Here is a 16,915-nt window from a genome sequence, read left to right as displayed (position 1 = left end):
GACATGACTGATGACCGTGGATTTCACCCCCGCGCGCTGGGCGAGATTGCCATTCGCTGCGCAGATATGGCCGCTATGGTGCAGTTCTATGAACAGGTGATCGGCCTGCAGCGTCTGAGCGGTGACCATGACAGCGCTATAACCTTCTTCCGGATAGCCGAGGGGTTTGGCGGCCATACGCAAGTTCTGGCCCTGTTTCACCACAGCACCGCGCCACGACCGGGGCAACATCGGGCCGGTGCAGAAGGTCCCGTAACAGGAGCGGGATCGTCGCTGCATCATATCGCATTGTCGCTGCCCTTCGACGAGCAGCCGGCGGTCACGAGTTGGTATGACAAGATCGGCCAACCCTATCGCGTCGAGCAGTTCGGATGGGTTGGTTGGCGCGGAATTTTCACCGAAGACCCGGAAGGCAACACAGTTGAACTGGTCTCTTACGACCCGTCGATGCTGGCTGAGGCCTGATAGGGCCGGATAAAGACCGGCTTGTCGTTCTCTGACAGGTCGGGGCGGTATTCATAGCCGCCCGAGTCGAACTCTGTCAGGCTGGCGGGATCGGACAGACGGTGTTGAATGACATAGCGTGCCATCGCCCCGCGTGCCTTTTTGGCAAAGAAGCTGACGATCTTTGGTGTGCCGCCCTTGTCTTCCATGAAGACCGGCGTGATGACCCGTAATTTCAGCGCTTTGGGGTCTACTGCACCGAAATATTCCTGACTGGCGCAATTCAACAGCACATCGCTACCGATCCCGGCTGCCTGAGCGTTTAGCGCCTTGCTTAGTTGGTCGCGCCAATAATCGTACAGGTTCTTGCCGCGCCGGGTCTTCAGCCTACTGCCCATCTCAAGCCGATAGGGCTGAATGGCGTCCAGCGGACGCAATATGCCATATAGTCCGGACAGGATACGCAGGTGATCCTGGGCCCAGGCCATCTCTTCCGCATCCAGCGAAGTCGCTTCGAGCCCCTGATAGGTGTCTCCGGCAAAGGCCAGTGCGGCCGGGCGTGTCGCCACAGCATCGGGGGCGTCCGAAAAGGCGCGATAACGGTCGCGGTTCAGGCGGGCCAGATCTTCGCTCAGATCCATCAGCTTTTTCAGGTCGCCCAATGTCAGATTGCGGGCGGTTTTCGACAGGCGGATCGCGTCATCCTGAAAGTCGGGTTGCGTGACCTCAACATTCCGTTCTGCCCAATCCAGCCGTTTGGCCGGGGAAATCACTACCAGCATAGTCGCCCTCGTTTCTTGCCTGTTGGTGGGTATCTAGCTTGCCATACGCAGCACGTCCAGAAAGGCGGCGCCAAACCTTTCGTGACGGCGGTCACCCAGAACCTGTTCGATGGCGCGCGGGTCGTCTGATCGCAACTGCGCCACCTTTGCCAGTTGCGAGGCGGTACAGGTCAGCGGCTTGTCGATTCCATCAGGGCCGCGCGACAGTTGCGACTGAACTTCGAGCAGGCGGTCGTAAATCTCGCCCTGATCGCGCCCGGCCAGTTTGCGGCGGGCCGGGTGCAGTTCTTCGACCGCGCCGGTCAGAACCTCCAGAAACGTGGCCCCGTAGCGTTCCAGCTTTTTAGCACCGATCCCGCTGATCCGGGCCATATCGTCCAGCGTTGCAGGGCGGGTTTCCGCCATTTCGATCAGGGTGCGATCGGGAAAAATAACATAGGCCGGGACCCGCGCGGATTCGGCCAGCGCACGGCGTTTCGCCTTCAGTGCGCTCAGCAGCGGTGCGTCTTCTTCGGATACCATCTCTTTGACTGCAGGCCGACGGGTTGCTTTGCGGATCGTGTCCTTACGCAGGTTGATCTGCGCCTCGCCTTTCAGGATCGGCTTGGCGGCCTCAGTCATGCGCAGCGCACCGTGGCGGTCGGGATCAGGACGGACCAGATCATGGCCCATCATCTGCCGAAAGATCGCCTGCCATTGCGGGCGCGACCAGTCCTTGCCGATACCATAGGTGGACAGCGCATCATGGCGGCGGGCGCGGATCTTGTCGGTCTCGTTGCCCAGCAGGATGTCGATCAGATGGCCTGCGCCGAACCATTCCTCGGTGCGCAGGATCGCGGACAGGGCCATACGAACCGGGGTGGTGCCATCGAACACTTCCGGCGGGCTGTCACACAGATCGCATTTGCCACAGGGTTCGGTCTGTTCACCGAAATAACCCAGCAAAGTCTGACGGCGGCAGGCCAGCGCCTCGGCCAGGCCAAGCAGGGCGTTCAAACGGGCGTGATCGGCCATCCGCCGGTCAGAGGGAGCAAGCCCCTCGTCTATCTGTGACCGGCGCAGGCGAATGTCATCTGCCCCAAACAGGGTCAGGGTTTCTGCCGGGGCGCCATCACGCCCGGCGCGGCCGATTTCCTGATAATAAGCTTCGATGGATTTGGGCAGGTCCGCATGGGCGACCCAGCGGATGTCGGGCTTGTCGATGCCCATGCCAAATGCAACCGTGGCCACCACGATCAGACCATCCTCGCGCGCAAAGCGGGTCTCGACGATGCGGCGATCCTCGGGATCCATGCCGCCGTGATAGTGACAGGCGGTGTGGCCTTCGGCACGCAGGGCCTGTGCCAGAACCTCGGTCTTGTTACGGGTGCCGCAATAGACAATGCCGGATTGGGTTTTGCGCGCGGCGGCAAAATCCAGGACCTGTTTGCGGGGCCCATCCTTGGCGGCAAAGGCCAGGTGGATGTTGGGCCGGTCGAACCCGCGCAGGAACTTGCGTGGGGCCGCGCCGTCAAACAGCTTTTCGACAATCTCGTCCTGGGTTTCCGCATCCGCCGTGGCGGTGAAGGCGGCCAGGGGCACGTTCAGCGCACGTCGCAGCTCTCCGATCCGAAGGTAGTCTGGGCGGAAATCATGGCCCCATTGGCTGACGCAATGGGCCTCATCCACCGCAATCAGGCTGACATTGATCCGTCGCAGCATGCCGAGCGCCGACCCGGCGGCCAGACGTTCGGGGGCCATGTACAGCAGCTTGAGCCGCCCGGCCTCTAACGCTTCCCACACGGCATCGGTTTCTTCGGGCGTGTTGCCGGAGGTCAGCGCGCCGGCCTCGACGCCTGCTTCCTGCAAGCCGCGCACCTGATCGCGCATCAGGGCAATCAGCGGAGAGATCACCACCGTGACCCCATCGCGCATCAGCGCAGGCAGTTGGAAACACAGGGATTTGCCACCGCCCGTGGGCATGATGGCCAGCACGTTTTCGCCCAGCGTGACGGCATCGACGATCTCTTCCTGACCCGGACGGAAGTCGTCGAATCCAAAGACATCTCGCAGCAAAGGCGCGGCGTCAAACATGTGCGGGGGTGCCCTGTTTTAAGGTTATCTGCTCTTAAGACAGGACAATCACATACTAAGATTCACTGAACAAGAGGTCAGACAAAATAGACCATATTGTTGATCAGGATAATACGCAGCGCATAGACACCGATCAGAACCACCAGGGGCGTCAGGTCAAGTCCGCCCATTGCAGGCAGAACGCGTCGGATCGGGCCGTAAATCGGCTCTAACAGGCGGTTCAGCCCGTACCAGATCTGCGCAACCAACTGTTGATGCAGGTTCAGCACCTGGAAATTGATCAGCCAGCTCATGATGACATGGGCCAGAATGATGAACCAGACAATGTCCAGAATCAGCAGCAGAATTTGGATCAACGACAGCATGGGGCCTCCGGATTTCACATCTGCTGAGACCTAAGCGCCCCTGCACAAAAGAGCAAGTCCGCGCCAACAGAACGCTTGCGAATTGAGCCAAAGCCCCGTCTTATGACGCCAACAATAAAAACGGGGCAGGTATGGCAGAGATTTCCAAGCGCAAACGCATCTGGGGCTGGTGGTTCTTCGACTGGGCAAGTCAGCCCTATCACACGCTGTTGGTGACCTTTGTTTTTGGGCCCTATTTTGCCGGAGTAGCTGCCGAGTATTATCTGAACGCCGGTCTGGGCGCCGATGCCGCAGACGCACGGGCGCAGACGGTGTGGGCGAACTGCATGACCATCGTGGGGCTGATCATCGCCTTTGGTGCCCCGCTGATGGGGGCGATGGCGGATGTTTCGGGCCGTCGTATACCATGGATATTCGGCTTTTCCATCATGTACGCGGTGGGCTCTGCTGCGCTGTGGTACACGTTGCCGGACGGGTCAAACATGTGGCTGATGCTGTCGGCCTTTGGCCTGGGTTTTGTCGGGGCGGAATACGCGCTGATCTTCGCCAATTCTCAGCTGCCCGATCTGGGTGATGACAGTGAGGTGGGCGAGATATCGGGTTCGGGTTTTGCCTTTGGCTATTTCGGCGGGCTTATCTCGCTGGCAATCATGCTGGCCCTGTTTGTTGAGCAGGGTAATGGCAAGACCCTGATCGGCATGGACCCTGTTTTTGGTCTGGACGCCGCAGCACGCGAAGGCACGCGATTTGTCGGGCCGTTCACCGCCGTGTGGTTCATTCTGTTCATGATCCCCTATTTCCTGTGGGTGCGCGACGATCCAGATGTCGAAAAGAAAGGCAGCGTCAAAGAGGCGCTGCAGCTGCTGGTCAAATCAGTCTCTAACCTGCGCAATCGCGTCAGTCTGGCCAGCTATCTGGGCTCGTCCATGTTCTATCGCGATGCGCTGAACGGTCTGTATACCTTTGGCGGCGTTTATGCGCGGCTGGTGCTGGAATGGGATCTGATCAAGATCGGCGTATTCGGGATTGTCAGCGTTCTGGCTGCGGCAGCCTTTGCCTGGCTTGGCGGCAAGCTGGACAAGAAATACGGCCCCAAACCTGTCATTCTGGTTGCGATCTGGGTACTGATCTTTGTCTGTATCACCGTCGTGATGATGGACCGGACCCAGATCTACGGCATCACCCTGCCCGAAGGGTCGGGCCTGCCGGATCTGGTGTTCTTTGGTTGCGGTGTTCTGATCGGCGGCATGGGGGGTATCCTACAATCGGCCAGCCGTTCTCTGATGGTGCGCCACACCGATCCCGCTGCCCCGGTCGAGAGCTTTGGCCTGTATGGCTTGTCCGGCCGCGCCACCGCATTTGCGGCCCCTTTGTTGATCGGGATTGCCACAACCCTGACCGGTAGTGCGCGACTGGGGGTGTCACCCATAGTTCTGTTGTTTATTCTGGGACTGTTCCTAATGCGCTGGGTGAAACCGGAAGGGGATCAGAGCAGATGATTTTACTACGTTTTTTTGCGGTCATTGCCGCAATCACATTCGCCGGTACCGCAGGTTCAGAGCCGCTGGCCAAGCAGTTATTCGGAGGCCAAAAGCAAAGTTCACAACAAAAACCGGCCGCTTTCGGCAGTTATTCGCGCGGCTGTGCGGCGGGGGCGGTACAACTGCCCGAAACCGGACCCACATGGCAGGCTATGCGCCTGTCACGCAACCGCAACTGGGGCCATCCGCAGGCGATCGACTATGTCCAGGATCTGAGCCGGTTTGCGGCCAAGCAGTCAGGATGGAATGGTCTCTATATAGGCGATATCAGCCAGCCGCGCGGCGGGCCGATGACATCGGGCCACCGCAGCCACCAGCTGGGTCTGGACATCGATATCTGGATGCTGCCCGGTGACAACATGCGTCTTTCCCGCAAGGCGCGCGAGAATATCTCTTCGATTTCCCTGCGCCGTTCCAATGGCGCCTTCGTCAACGGCAACTGGTCCAAACAGCATCACGCCGTCCTGCGTGCGGCGGCAAAAGACAAGCGTGTGGCGCGGATTTTCGTCTTTCCCGGGGCCAAGGTGCAGATGTGCAACGACGAAAAGGGCAACCGCGCTTACCTGCGTAAAATCCGGCCATGGTGGGGCCATCACTATCATTTCCACGTGCGGCTGGCCTGCCCCAGAGGATCAAGCGGCTGCGTGAACCAGGATCCGCCGCCCAAGGGTGATGGTTGCGCCGAAGCACAGCAATGGGTGAACAACATCCTCAACCCGCCACCGCCCGATCCAAACGCGCCAGCACCCAAGAAGCGACGCGAATACCGGATGGCCGATCTGCCCAAGCAATGCACAAACGTCTTGCAATCCAACTGATCGCGGCGCTGCTGCTGTCAGGGGGTGTCTGGGCCGAGGGAGCAAAGCCTGCCGCTTTGCTGAACAATTTTGCCTGGCGACATCAGGCGGATTGGTTCGGCGGATATTCCGGAATTCACATCTTTGACGGTGGCACCCGCATGATCGCGCTGAGTGATCGTGCAACGATGTTGGACGCTCGTATTGATCGAAACGAAGATGAGATTACTGGCATCGAGATCCAGCGGCACTGGCCCATCCTGTCCAGCACCGGCAAGGTTCTGGTGGGCACCGCGGGCGATTCCGAAGGCCTGGCAATCGCCCCTGACGGTGGGGTCTATATCTCATTCGAGGGTGTGCACCGGGTGGCTTATTATTCCGATCCAACCGGCCCGGCGCAGGTTCTGCCACGCCCCAAAGCCTTTGAGGTTCTTGACCATAACGGCTCGTTCGAGGCACTGGCCATTGACAGGCTTGGGCGGCTGTACACCCTGACCGAAAAGAGCCGTACCGTATCGGGGGACATACCGGTATATCGTTGGGATGGTCTGTCGTGGTCGACACCTTTTGTCCTGCCGCAACGGGGCAAGTTCCTGCCAGTAGCCGCGGATTTCGGCCCCGACGGGCGGTTCTATGTGCTGGAACGATCGGTGTCCCTGACAGGCTTTCGGTCGCAGCTCAGGCGTTGGGAACTGAATGGTGACACTCCGCAATCCGAAGAGATCTTGCTGCAAACCGCGCGCGGGACGCATGACAACCTCGAAGGCCTGTCGGTCTGGCGTGACGATCAGGGAAGGTTGCGGGTTACGATGATTTCGGATGACAATTTTCTGGCCCTTCAGCGGACGGAACTGGTGGAATATCTGCTGCCCGATTGACAGGCCTGAAACAAAGGTCTAAACGCACGGCTTGCCTTGGGACAGTCCCTTGGCCAAGTCGCCGCTACCTTGTCAAAACGGGCATCAAAATATGCAACGCGCTTTTATTCCCGGCATCCTTGCCATGGCCACCATCGTTGTGGCTTCGAACATTCTGGTCCAGTTCCTGATCCTTGACGGGCTGTTGACCTGGGGTGCTTTCACCTATCCGCTGGCCTTTCTGGTCACCGACATCATGAACCGCGTCTATGGTGTGGCAACCGCCCGCAAGGTCGTGTTTGCCGGATTCGTCACCGGCATCATCTGCTCGCTGATCGGCAGCCAAATCATTCTGCAGGGCGACGGGTTCACCTATGCCGCTGTGCCGCTGCGGATCGCTGTTGCCTCTGGCACTGCTTTCCTGATCGCCCAGCTGACCGATGTCACCGTGTTCAATGCAATGCGCGGGGGTCGCTGGTGGCGCGCACCGCTGGTCTCGACTCTAGTGGGTTCGGCGCTGGATACAGCATTGTTCTTCACTATCGCCTTTTCGGCCTCGATCGCGATCTTCGGCGCCAATGCCGACGCTGCGATCAGCTGGGCGTGGGAGCCTGTTCCCTTCATGCTGTCTGGCCCGATGGCACCCCTGTGGGTCACGCTGGCCTTTGCCGACTGGCTGGTAAAGTTGTCGTTGGCGCTGGCGGCGCTGATCCCCTTCAAGGTGATCGTTGCGCGCCTGACCGGGCAGCCCGTTTAAAAAACGCTTTGAGAATGGCACAGCTTGTGTCACCATCCTAGTTAACCGCAACAGATAGAAAAGGAGGTGATCCAGTGTCGAGAAAGAGATTGGAGAGAGGTGTTGGAACAACCGGGGGGATCGCCCGTTAGGGCAGCCCTTGGCGGAGCGCTCGCTCCGGCTGGTCGATTGATCTAACCGACCCAACCTCCTGAACTTTCGAAGGGCCGTCCTGCTAGGGCGGCCCTTTTTGTTTCCGCACAGCACTTGTAAGGTCCGCCCCATGTTGCGGATCAATGACGATATCACCCTGCAAGACTGGGAAATGACCGAAAGCTTTGTGCGCTCTTCCGGCCCTGGCGGGCAGAACGTGAACAAGGTTTCGACCGCAGTCGAGTTGCGGTTCGAAGCGGCGCGCTCGCCCTCACTGCCTGATCCGGTCAAGGCGCGGCTGAAACGGTTGGCTGGGCGGCGCTGGACCAAAGAGGGCGCGATCATCATCCAGTGCGAGGAAACGCGTAGCCAGGCTCGCAACCGCGAGATTGCGCGGGTGCGATTGGCCGAACTGATCACCCGCGCGCTGGTCAAACCCAAACGGCGTATCGCCACCAAGCCCACCTATGGCTCGGTCAAACGTCGATTGGCCGCCAAAAAGGCCCGTTCGGATGTCAAATCTCTGCGCGGCAGGGTCGACGAAGATTGATCTGGTAACTTCTTTGCGCCTTGCTACTCTGCCCTGACAGGCGACAAGGAGGCAAAGCCATGAGGTTGGAGGGAAAAACCGCAATCGTAACAGGCGGCGCGTCCGGGTTCGGGGCCGGTATCGCGCTGAAGTTCATTGCAGAGGGCGCACGCGTGATGATCGCGGATATCAACGGCGCTGCGGCCCGCGAAATGGCAGAAACGCTGGGCGCGCAGGCCATCGCGCAGCAGGTTGATGTGGCCAGCACGGCATCGGTTCAGGAAATGGCGGACACCGCCCGCGACGCCTTTGGCGGGCTCGACATCCTGGTCAACAATGCCGGAGTGACCCATCTGCCGACCCCGCTGGAGGACGTCTCCGAAGAGGATTTCGACCGTGTCTTCAACGTGAACATGAAATCCGTCTATCTGACCGCCCGCGCCTTTGTGCCGATGATGAAGGCACGCGGAACCGGGGCGATCCTGAACGTCGCCTCAACCGCCGGGCTGTCCCCGCGCCCCAACCTGAACTGGTATAACGCGTCCAAGGGTTGGATGATCACCGCAACCAAAACCATGGCGGTGGAACTCGCCCCGTCCGGCGTGCGTGTCAACGCGATCTGCCCAGTTGCGGGCGAAACCCCATTGCTGAAATCCTTCATGGGCGAAGACACCCCCGAGATTCGCGCCAAATTCCTGTCGACCATCCCATTGGGTCGCTTCTCGACTCCCGAAGACATGGCCAACGCCGCCTGCTTTCTGTGCTCGGATGAAGCCAGTATGATTACGGGCACCACGCTCGAAGTGGACGGGGGCCGATGCATTTGATCCGGACTTCATTTGGCTCAAAATATCTCCGCCAGAGGCAGCGCGCCGAGGCGCGCTTCCCTGCCCAACGTCAGAGGTTTCGATGACTCCCGGATCCAAAAACCTGATCACCGATGTCCCAGGGCTGAAGGTCGGCAACGCGCAGGACGAGGCGTTGAAATCGGGCACAACTGTTCTGACAGCGGACAAACCCTTTGTTGCTTCTGTCCATGTAATGGGGGGCGCGCCGGGCACGCGTGAAACTGACTTGTTGGCACCGGATAAAACCGTTGATCAAATCGATGCGATCGTGCTGTCTGGTGGCTCGGCTTTCGGGTTGGACGCCTGCTCAGGGGTTACGGATGGTTTGCGGGCCGACGGGCGCGGCTTTGCTGTCGGGAATGCGATTGTGCCCATCGTGCCGGGAGCAATTCTGTTCGATTTACTCAATGGCGGCGATAAAACTTGGTCCGAGAATCCATACCGCGCTCTCGGAAAGGCAGCCTACCACGCTGCCGCAGAACGTTTTGCGCTCGGTTCAGTCGGGGCAGGAACCGGCGCATTGGCGGCTATGCAAAAAGGTGGCCTGGGTTCTGCATCGTTGGTTCTGGACGACGGCATCACTGTAGGCGCGCTTGTGGCAGCCAATCCGGTCGGCAGCGTCACGACACCTGGGGATCGCCACTTTTGGGCGGCGCCATTCGAGATCGACAACGAATTTGGCGGCCTGGGGCCAGACCTCTCATCGGGTCAAGCACAGATTCAGCAAAGCCGCAAAGCTCTAGCTATGGGGCAGGTTGACCCGGACCGGGCCAACACGGCCATTGCAATTGTCGCAACTGATGCAGCGTTAACCAAGACACAGTGCCACCGCCTGGCGGTGACAGCTCATGATGGCATCGCTCGCGCGATTGTGCCTGCGCATACTTCACAAGATGGTGATCTGGTTTTCGGCATCAGCACCTCCGGTCAAGCTGTTGACCCAAGCGTGCTGCCTATGATCGCGCATGCAGCCTCGGTTTGCCTGTCGCGGGCGATCGCCCGTGCGATTTATCTGGCGTCACCCAGTGCAGGCGATCTTCTGCCCTGTTGGGCAGACGTACATGACTTAAGTTAAGGACGACCCGATCCCGGCTGTGACACAGTGCCATCGCGCGGCAATCTGCGCGTTGACTCTCTGCTGCGCCAGAGGTCCTTTCTGTGCAGCCAATTCGTATCGGAGCAAAAGTTATGAATCGTATCCTCGCGACCGCAATTGCCGGCCTACTGGCCCTTCCAGTCTATGCTGAAGGTGACACCGAAGCTGGCAAGAAAGCCTTCAACAAATGCAAATCCTGCCATCTGATTGCTGATCCCGATGGCGAGGTGATCGTAAAGGGCGGAAAAACCGGCCCGAACCTCTATGGGGTTGCAGGCCGTACTGCTGGGACGGTCGAAGGGTTTAAATACGGTGACAGCATTGTCGAAGCCGGTGAAAACGGCTTGGTCTGGGACGAGGCAACCTTTGTCGAATATGCCCAGGACCCCAAAGCCTTCCTGCAATCCTATCTGGATCAGACCTCGGCCAAGTCCAAAATGACCTTCAAGCTGAAAAAGGGCGCTGAGGACGTTTACGCCTATATCGTCAGTGTTTCGGGCGAATAACCTGGGAAACCACGCAATCGGTAAGACCAGAAAAGGCCGCAGCCCCTGCGGCCTTTCGTGCGGTTGATAACCGGATCAATAGACGCCAGTTTGGAATCGCGTGGTGCATTGCCCGCTTTGCACCACAGCCAAGCCTATCAGGCCAAAGCTATTCCGGAATTCCCGGTCGCACAGGCGGATCGGCAGCAGGAGACGACAAATGGGAATCATGATCCCGGCCTGGGTTGATGGTGAATTGACCCCCGTTGAAAAGCTTGAAGCCCATGAAAAGGGTCTGCGGCACAAGGCGGTGTCGGTCTTTGTTGTGCGCGGCACCGAGATTTTGCTGCAGCGCCGGGCGATGGGCAAATACCACACGCCGGGTCTTTGGGCGAATACCTGCTGCACCCATCCTGACTGGGGTGAGATGCCCTCGGTCTGTGCAGTGCGTCGCCTGCATGAGGAACTGGGGATCACTGGGCTGTATCCCGAATACCGTCACCGGCTGGAATATCATGCCGATGTCGGCAATTCCCTGATCGAGCATGAGGTGGTGGATGTTTTCCTCGCTCATGTCCGCGGGCCATTGAAGATCGAGCCGAACCCCGAGGAAGTGATGGATATCCGCTGGATCGACTACCACGATCTGCTGGCCGAAGTGCAGCGCCATCCCGACCGGTTTACACCCTGGCTGAAGATCTACCTGCACAACCACGCCGACACAATTTTCGGCCCCGATCTGATTATCTCGGCCAAATCCTGATGCACCTCGGCGCTTTGCGTTTCCTGATAGAAGGCTATCGAGCTGCGCGTTCGATCAAAGGGAGAGGCAGCGCAATTCGATTCAATTCGAACGCAAAGCGCTCTGGGCTTGCAAGGCCCGCCCAAGGGGCCTAAATCAACCCGTCATGGCCAAGCAGAAGACAGACCCGAATTACAAAGTCATCGCCGAAAACCGGCGTGCCCGCTTCGATTACGCGATCGAAGAGGATATCGAGTGCGGCATCATGCTGCACGGGTCCGAGGTCAAATCCCTGCGGGCAGGCGGTTCTAACATCGCCGAAAGCTATGCCACGGTTGACGACGGAGAGCTGTGGTTGGTCAACAGCTATGTCGCCCCTTACGACCAGGCCAAGGTCTTCAAACACGAAGAACGTCGTCGCCGTAAGCTATTGGTGTCGCGCAAAGAGCTGTCTAATCTGTGGAACGCGACCCAACGCAAAGGCATGACGCTTGTGCCGCTGGTCCTGTATTTCAACCACAAGGGCCTGGCCAAGATTAAGATCGGCATCGCCAAGGGTAAGAAAAACCACGACAAGCGCGAAACCCAGGCCAAGCGTGACTGGTCACGGCAAAAGCAACGCTTGCTGAAAGATCACAGCTAAAGGCGCTCGACTATCGGTTGTCAGATGGATTTGATCCTCGCGTTCTCAATCAGGCTACCGGGGCTACAGATACGGCAGATGTCAGGTTTGAGCCCAAAACAACGAATGCTGCAACCTGCACCAATGGCTGCTTCGAGATTATCTGAAAAAGCGGCCAACGAGCCTCCGCTATGTTGGCTGGGCGACGTCTATCACCCAACCAACCTGTCGAGGTCCGCGGATCAGAAGGGCGCAAACCCGTCCGATGGATCGGTCGGGACCGTCCAGCGCGCGCGCGGATCGATTGTGGGCGCGAACGCACCAGGATGCGGGATCTGGCCGTTTTGACCGTAGAGCCACAGCACGAAATTGGAGCGTTGACCTTCGGTGATCGGTTCAGACGCATGGGGGACGCTGCCGTGGTGGATCAAGGCCGTGCCGGGCTCAAAGTGCAGTTTTTCGACCCGTCGCGACGCGGGATCAATGAAGCTGACAGCGGAGCCAGAAAAGGCCTCGTCCGGTAGATTTAGATTGATATTCAGCGTGACCGATGATGCGTCTGAGTGAGGCCGGAGCGACGTGTCCTTATCTGCTTGCCACTGGATGGAAAACCCGAAGGTCTGCGTGTCGTATCCTATCACATCCGGGAACAAGAGCCGTGAGATGGGCCGCATATAGGTGTTCATGAGGTCGCGGTAGAACGTCTGGAAGGCTGAGGCCCCTAGATGCCCTTCCGAGCGCGGGTCAAGCATTGCACCGCCCCGGTTGAGGGAAATGCCATAGGGTGGGCGCAGCGGAATGCCTGCATCGGCGACGCTGTCCAGATAGCTGCGCAAAACGAACAGCCGTTCGGGGTCAAAGAACTGGGTTTTGTAGACACCGGGGAAGACCTCTTCCCATAGTTTTTTCACTTCGCCTTCGGTTGCCGGGTCTTTCCAGGCCCCCTCGACCGCTGCGCGGAGACGGTCGTCATGAACAGATGCATCCAAGGCGGTTTGATTGGCCTGCTCCCATTCCTTCCATGCGTGTTTGAACAGCTCCTGGTTGTCATTCCAGAATTGCGCGACTTGCGGGGCGCGTTGCAGCATTGCTTCGCGTGTGGGGCGTTCCACGGCGCGTGCGCGCTCTAATGCAGATTGTGTCATGTCCTGTCTCAACTTTCTGATGGTCAAGCCTGTTGCTTCCGAGACATCAGATATTACGCTTAGATTGCGTATGAATGGACATATTTTTGATAACAGAATTCGTTTTTTCTACATAATAGAGGTGTGGCGCCTAGGACCCGGCCCAAGCCGCTGACCGTCCGATCTGTTGGATCAGATAGTCCATGAAGACGCGGACCTTTGCGGAGACTACGTTGCTTTTGGGGTAGATCAGCCAAAGCGCCGGATTGTCCGCCAGTGTGTACCCGGGCAGCACCTGCACAAGGGACCCATCATTCAGCTCGCTGTGGACCGCCCAGAGGGAGTTAATCGAAATGCCGGCACCCTTGAGCGTGACACGCACTTGTGTCAGCCCGTCGTTCACGATCAGCCTGTGGGAGGCTTTGTGGAGGTCGAATGTTGCTTTGGCTCCGTCATCTGACACCAAGGCGCGCGGCTCCAGATCCTTGAAGGCGACCAGACGATGCGCCGCGAGGTCATCCGGTGTGCCGGGCACCCCATGTGTTTCCAGATAGTCTGGTGCTGCACAAAGAATACGTGTGTCGTTTGCCAGTTTGCGCGCCGTCAGACTGCTGTCCTCCAGAATAGAATTGCGGAGGGCCAGATCATAGCTGCCCTCAATCAGGTTGAACTGGGTATCTGATAAATGCAAATCGAGCGTCAGGTCTGGATAGGCATCCATAAAAGCGGGCAACAGGGGCGCGATATAGAGCTGGGCAAAGGTGCTTGGAGCGGCAAAGCGCAATGTCCCGCTCACCTCGGCCTTGCCTTTGCCGAATGCGGCGAGGGCCGCTTCTTCCTGTTCGATCATCTCTCGGGCGTACGGCAAGAAGTCCTGCCCCTCTAGGGACACCGAGACTTTCCGCGTGGATCGATGCAACAATTCGGCGCCCAGCAGTTTTTCAAGCTTTGCGAGCCGCGCGCTGGCCACCGCCGGTGCCATCCCTAGCGTTCGGCCCGCCGCGCTGATGTTCAGCGTTTCAGTAGCAAGGACGAAGAGGCGGAGGCTTTGCGTATCCATATTGTATATTTTTCCAGAAAACTGAATTCGATTATCTACCGTTTATATATCTGCGCAGCGGTATAGGTCAAAGCTCAAGACAGAGCGGAGAGCGGAATGACTCAGACAGCGACAGTGAATTATCACGTCCACAAACCGGAGCGTCAGGCGTTCGAGCTTGATGCCGGTGGCATCGTTGGCAATCTGATCGCGCCAGAACTCACCCCAACCGAAGTGAAAGTGCGCGACGCGCGCAGGTCAGCCACAGACCCATCATTCGAGGATGACGCTGTCGCGTTTTCTTTCGTCCCAACAGCGGTCTCGTTCGCGCAAGACGATGATGCTTGGCAAGCGGAGTACGACGCAGAGCTGACGTCGCTTCTGACGACCAAGCTGGACGCGCAGGAGGTGATCATCTTTGATCACACGATCCGGGTGGATGACCCTGACGCCGCGCGCAAGCCCGCGCGAAACGTCCACAGCGACTACAGCCCTGACGGCGCAGAACAGCGACTGATCGACATTCTTGGTGCTGATACAGCGGCAAAATGGAGCGCGGGGCACTACGCCTTCATTAACATCTGGCGACCGATCGAGGCGGCGATCAACTCAGCCCCGCTCGGGTTTATCCTGCCGTCGAGCGTCGCCCCGGAAGACTGGATCCTGCTTGATCTGATCTATCCCGACCGCAAAGGACAGATCATGGGGTTGGCGGCAAACCCGAATCATCAGTGGATCTACATGTCGAAGATGACCCCGGATGAGGTCGCCTACTTCAACATCTTCGACAATCAGGGACGGCCCTCCATCGGGCACTCCGCGTTGGACATGGTCGAAGACCCAAACGTCATGACCATCCGCAAAAGCATTGAGAGCCGCACCCTAGTGCGTTTTGCCTGATCCCATCATCGGACCCACGAAACACGAGCAAACGGAGAGAGACAATCATGACCAAGACAATTCTTATCACCGGATCAACAGACGGCATCGGTCTTTTGACGGCGCAGACCCTCGCAAAAGAGGGGCACAAAATTCTGCTTCATGGACGCGGTGCAGCCAAACTGGAAGCCGCCGTCAACGAGGTCGGCGGCGACGTCGAAACCTATGCCGCTGACCTGTCGCGTATGGCCGATATCCAAACCTTCGCGGCAGAGGTGCGCGAGAAACACGACCGCCTTGATGTGCTGATCAATAACGCGGGCGTGCTGAAAGTCGCGGAGACCCAGACCGAGGCCGGCCATGATGTGCGGTTCATGGTCAACACCTTGGCGCCCTATGCGCTGACCCGCGCGCTTCTGCCGATCATTCCGAAAGACGGGCGGATCGTGAATCTATCCTCTGCCGCGCAAGCGCCGATTGATTTGGCTGCCATGCGCGGGGAAAAACAGCTTGGCCACAATGACGCCTACGCGCAAAGCAAGCTCGGCATTACGATCTGGACCCGCGAATTGGCGAAGGAGTTGACCGACGGACCCGTCGTCGTCGCCGTCAATCCCGGATCGTTGTTGGCTTCGAAGATGGTCAAGGAAGGCTACGGCATCGCGGGCAACGATCTGTCCATCGGCGCGAACATCCTGCGTGAAGCGGTGCTCGGGTCGTCGTTCGCGGATGTTTCGGGCAAGTATTTTGACAATGACAGCGGCCAGTTCGCGCAGCCACATGCGGCTGCACTGGACGCAATTCATTCGGCGCAGGTGATGCAAGGCATCGAAGATGCTTTGAAATCTCTCAGCTGATCCCACTGACGCCCGTCTGACGTCGGGCGTCTTTTACACCACCTGAAGCTGCAACCCTCCGGCGACATGCGTTGTCCGGACCCAAGAAAGGACTGACTGATGAAATACGAGAATTTTCAAACCTTTGACGTGAAGGTCCAAGACGCCATCGCAACGGTGGCATTCGATTTTGGAACAGTGAATGTGCAAGGCCAGGAAATGCTGGCCGACCTCAACAGCCTTGCCATGCGGCTGGAGCGGGACCGCGATACCAAGGTGGTCATCTTCCAATCCGCGAACCCCGAGGTTTGGGTCTGCCACTACGACACCGAGCTGCTCAAGGACATGTCGACCGAAGCTGTCTCCCGCGATGAAGCCCAGCTGCTCGATTTGCAAGCGGTCTGCGAACGCATCAGCAAGGTGCCTCAGGCCACGATCGCGAAGCTGGAAGGCTTCGCACGCGGTGGTGGCCACGAGTTGGCCCTGGCGCTGGACATGCGCTTTGCGGCGCGTGGCAAATTCAAGTTCATGCAGATGGAAGTCGGCATGGGTATCCTGCCCTGCGGCGGCGGTGCGTCCCGCATGGCCCGTCAGACCGGTCTGGGCCGCGCGCTGGAAATCATCCTGAGTGCCCGAGACTTTGACGCCGATGAAGCCGAGGCAATGGGCACGATCAATAAAGCGTTGGATGCTGATGAGATCGACGACTACGTAAACACCTTGGCGCAGCGGATTTCCAAGTTCCCGGCAGAGTCCATCAATGCCTGCAAGCAGATGGTCTACGAGTCGATCGACAAGCCTATCGATGAGGCCCTGAAGGCCGAGGCCTATTGGCTCTACCAGGCAACGAGCAAAACATCAGCCGTTAAACGCTTCACGATCGCAGACGAGCAGGGCCTAGAGCACGACATGGAAAACCAGCGGAACTGGGAAAACCTGGTCATGGATGTTCAGGATATCAACTGAG

19 protein-coding genes are annotated in these 16,915 nt (G+C 58.6%); 14 read left to right on the top strand and 5 right to left on the bottom strand.

Annotated features, from left to right (window positions below):
- Nucleotides 1–3: 3 nt before the first annotated feature.
- A complete protein-coding gene (locus AC2FJ5_RS13855; RefSeq protein WP_496703450.1) occupies nt 4–465 on the top strand; it encodes a VOC family protein in 462 nt (153 codons plus the stop codon).
- Here the strand turns inward: AC2FJ5_RS13855 and yaaA are convergent.
- The 3 genes from yaaA to AC2FJ5_RS13840 form a co-directional block, all read right to left on the bottom strand.
- Nucleotides 435–1,226, bottom strand: a complete 792-nt coding sequence (gene yaaA, locus AC2FJ5_RS13850; RefSeq protein ID WP_496703451.1) for a peroxide stress protein YaaA — start codon at nt 1,224–1,226, stop codon at nt 435–437. The genes AC2FJ5_RS13855 and yaaA overlap by 31 nt on opposite strands.
- Nucleotides 1,227–1,259: 33 nt before the next feature.
- Nucleotides 1,260–3,299, bottom strand: coding sequence for a DNA helicase RecQ (gene recQ, locus AC2FJ5_RS13845; protein WP_496793705.1), 2,040 nt, complete (start codon nt 3,297–3,299; stop codon nt 1,260–1,262).
- Between the two features lie 77 nt (nt 3,300–3,376).
- A complete protein-coding gene (locus AC2FJ5_RS13840) occupies nt 3,377–3,664 on the bottom strand; it encodes a YggT family protein (RefSeq protein WP_271951835.1) in 288 nt (95 codons plus the stop codon).
- Nucleotides 3,665–3,795: 131 nt separating this feature from the next.
- On the opposite strand from AC2FJ5_RS13840, the gene AC2FJ5_RS13835 reads away from it, so the two are divergent.
- The 10 genes from AC2FJ5_RS13835 to smpB all read left to right on the top strand — a co-directional run bounded on the left by AC2FJ5_RS13835 (nt 3,796) and on the right by smpB (nt 12,091).
- Nucleotides 3,796–5,163, top strand: a complete 1,368-nt coding sequence (locus AC2FJ5_RS13835) for an MFS transporter (RefSeq protein WP_496729245.1) — start codon at nt 3,796–3,798, stop codon at nt 5,161–5,163.
- Nucleotides 5,160–6,023 (top strand): penicillin-insensitive murein endopeptidase, encoded by an 864-nt coding sequence (gene mepA, locus AC2FJ5_RS13830; protein WP_496692797.1) that lies wholly within the window; start codon nt 5,160–5,162, stop codon nt 6,021–6,023. The genes AC2FJ5_RS13835 and mepA overlap by 4 nt, the downstream gene beginning before the upstream one ends.
- Nucleotides 5,996–6,880: an esterase-like activity of phytase family protein gene (locus tag AC2FJ5_RS13825; RefSeq protein WP_142638571.1), complete on the top strand. Its 885-nt coding sequence runs from the start codon at nt 5,996–5,998 to the stop codon at nt 6,878–6,880. Before mepA ends, AC2FJ5_RS13825 begins: the two co-directional genes overlap by 28 nt.
- Nucleotides 6,881–6,971: 91 nt before the next feature.
- Nucleotides 6,972–7,616 carry a queuosine precursor transporter gene (locus AC2FJ5_RS13820; protein ID WP_496678444.1) on the top strand — a complete coding sequence of 215 codons (645 nt, stop codon included), beginning with the start codon at nt 6,972–6,974 and terminating at the stop codon, nt 7,614–7,616.
- Between the two features lie 262 nt (nt 7,617–7,878).
- Nucleotides 7,879–8,298 carry an alternative ribosome rescue aminoacyl-tRNA hydrolase ArfB gene (gene arfB / locus AC2FJ5_RS13815; RefSeq protein ID WP_142638575.1) on the top strand — a complete coding sequence of 140 codons (420 nt, stop codon included), beginning with the start codon at nt 7,879–7,881 and terminating at the stop codon, nt 8,296–8,298.
- A 59-nt stretch (nt 8,299–8,357) separates the two neighbouring features.
- Nucleotides 8,358–9,104 (top strand): SDR family oxidoreductase, encoded by a 747-nt coding sequence (locus AC2FJ5_RS13810; protein WP_496793703.1) that lies wholly within the window; start codon nt 8,358–8,360, stop codon nt 9,102–9,104.
- An 82-nt stretch (nt 9,105–9,186) separates the two neighbouring features.
- Nucleotides 9,187–10,200, top strand: a complete 1,014-nt coding sequence (locus AC2FJ5_RS13805; RefSeq protein WP_496692793.1) for a P1 family peptidase — start codon at nt 9,187–9,189, stop codon at nt 10,198–10,200.
- A gap of 113 nt (nt 10,201–10,313) precedes the next feature.
- Complete coding sequence (locus tag AC2FJ5_RS13800) at nt 10,314–10,727, top strand: c-type cytochrome (RefSeq protein ID WP_142638581.1); 414 nt, start codon at nt 10,314–10,316, stop codon at nt 10,725–10,727.
- Nucleotides 10,728–10,926: 199 nt separating this feature from the next.
- On the top strand, nt 10,927–11,469 hold the full coding sequence (idi, locus tag AC2FJ5_RS13795; protein WP_142638583.1) for an isopentenyl-diphosphate Delta-isomerase: 543 nt from the start codon (nt 10,927–10,929) through the stop codon (nt 11,467–11,469).
- Nucleotides 11,470–11,614: 145 nt separating this feature from the next.
- Complete coding sequence (smpB, locus tag AC2FJ5_RS13790) at nt 11,615–12,091, top strand: SsrA-binding protein SmpB (protein ID WP_496692792.1); 477 nt, start codon at nt 11,615–11,617, stop codon at nt 12,089–12,091.
- Nucleotides 12,092–12,312: 221 nt separating this feature from the next.
- Here the strand turns inward: smpB and AC2FJ5_RS13785 are convergent, their stop codons facing one another.
- Together AC2FJ5_RS13785 and AC2FJ5_RS13780 are read right to left on the bottom strand one after the other, a co-directional pair.
- The gene (locus AC2FJ5_RS13785; protein ID WP_496714279.1) at nt 12,313–13,215 is read right to left on the bottom strand and encodes a 2OG-Fe(II) oxygenase family protein; all 903 of its coding nucleotides are present in this window, start codon (nt 13,213–13,215) and stop codon (nt 12,313–12,315) included.
- A gap of 130 nt (nt 13,216–13,345) precedes the next feature.
- Entirely contained in the window at nt 13,346–14,254 is a 909-nt protein-coding gene (locus AC2FJ5_RS13780; protein WP_271951652.1) for a LysR family transcriptional regulator, read from the bottom strand.
- Nucleotides 14,255–14,350: 96 nt separating this feature from the next.
- Here AC2FJ5_RS13780 and AC2FJ5_RS13775 point away from each other — a divergent pair, with 96 nt between their 5' ends.
- From AC2FJ5_RS13775 to AC2FJ5_RS13765, 3 genes are all read left to right on the top strand, one after another.
- Nucleotides 14,351–15,133, top strand: a complete 783-nt coding sequence (locus AC2FJ5_RS13775) for a CmcJ/NvfI family oxidoreductase (RefSeq protein ID WP_496692789.1) — start codon at nt 14,351–14,353, stop codon at nt 15,131–15,133.
- Between the two features lie 47 nt (nt 15,134–15,180).
- Entirely contained in the window at nt 15,181–15,969 is a 789-nt protein-coding gene (locus tag AC2FJ5_RS13770) for an SDR family NAD(P)-dependent oxidoreductase (protein ID WP_496793702.1), read from the top strand.
- Between the two features lie 99 nt (nt 15,970–16,068).
- Nucleotides 16,069–16,914, top strand: coding sequence for an enoyl-CoA hydratase/isomerase family protein (locus AC2FJ5_RS13765; protein WP_142640334.1), 846 nt, complete (start codon nt 16,069–16,071; stop codon nt 16,912–16,914).
- The last annotated feature ends 1 nt before the right edge of the window (nt 16,915 follow it).

Source organism: Ruegeria sp. CDSA221 (assembly GCF_059611825.1).
Note: the sequence above shows the minus strand (reverse complement) of the source record. Positions and strands in the feature narration are given on the sequence as shown.